The organism is Oleiphilus sp. HI0043 (genome assembly GCF_001634935.1).
The window spans coordinates 1-1,172 of sequence record NZ_LWEY01000159.1 but is presented as its reverse complement, the minus strand read 5'-3'; the positions used below and the strand labels follow the sequence as shown (position 1 = coordinate 1,172).

Genomic DNA, 1,172 nt, shown 5'->3' with positions numbered 1-1,172 from the left:
CGTCGAGCACTTTCTTCTAAAATTTGATCCCCTACCTTATGCCCATAGGTATCGTTTACTTTCTTAAAACCGTCAAGGTCTATAAATAATAAACTCAGGGTGCTCCTTTTCTCATCACTTGCCTGCAAACTCGCTTTAAGGTTCTTCAGAAAAGAGTTCCTATTGTGCAAATGGGTTAGTGAGTCTAAATTAGAAAGCTCATAAATTTTCTGCGTTCTCTGCTCTACTTTTTGTTCCATACGATTTACTAACAAGGCATTTTCATTCTTTAAAGCAATCGCATCTCGAGCAAAGTTTGCTGACTTAGCTGAAATGATGAGCATCACGAGACTATAGCTAAGCCCTAACACACCAATATTCTGATCGGTCGCGTCGTTACTGAGTAAGAACACCACCGACACAGGACACAACAAGGCAAAGGTATAAAACATGGACGTAAGTTTATGAGCAGCCAACACAATAGCCGACCCACCGGCCATCCCTGAAATCACAATTATAATCGTTACCTTCTCAACCAAGGGACTATAACTCACAGCATAAGCGGCATAGCTAGACCACATTAAGGCCGTTAGATTGACCCCATAAATAAAGCGTCTGACTGACCTTTTGCCGTCGTAGTGAGTCTTCGATAAATGCTTCTTCCAGGATACCCAGTCAATCAGCCTAACAAGCAGTAAACTCATCATCCCTAACCACCAGGTAATTTTAAACTCTTGCAGAACAGGATTATCGTAAAAATAAACTAAAAAGCTGGAAGCAATAATCGATATTAATATGCCAGAAAAGGCATTCCCATAAAGAAGCTCAGCAGCATCACGTTGATCATCATATGAAAGTAAGTCTTGAGTACTGCGCTGCACATGTCACCTAAACTAAGTTATTTCAAGATTGATAAGAATTCTTAAGCGCCCGGACTACACAAAATTATGGCGCACGTAGACTACCATGCTGTAGGCGCACAAAATTGCTCATTTCGTGAACAATTGCAACAAATTCGCCCATCACACAAAAGCCATCATATCTAGCTTGCCTTTCGGAATTTATAATGCGGTAATTGTAGTACATGATTACCATATACCTAAAATAAGACCTTCAACTAAAAGGATTTAGTGATGTCGATAAAAGACTGGCCCGAGGATGAGCGGCCTAGAGAAAAACTCCTCAAATTTGGT

General features: G+C 40.4%; 2 protein-coding genes. One reads left to right on the top strand and one right to left on the bottom strand.

The window, feature by feature from the left end; genetic code table 11:
• The coding region (locus A3729_RS03030) for a diguanylate cyclase domain-containing protein (protein ID WP_156497601.1) at positions 1-860 on the bottom strand (860 nt) is incomplete at its 3' end.
• 252 nt (positions 861-1,112) lie between these two features.
• Between A3729_RS03030 and A3729_RS34440 the strand changes: the two genes are divergently transcribed.
• Positions 1,113-1,172, top strand: a 60-nt coding sequence (locus A3729_RS34440) for a UPF0758 domain-containing protein (protein WP_369820063.1), incomplete at its 3' end; no start/stop codon positions are given.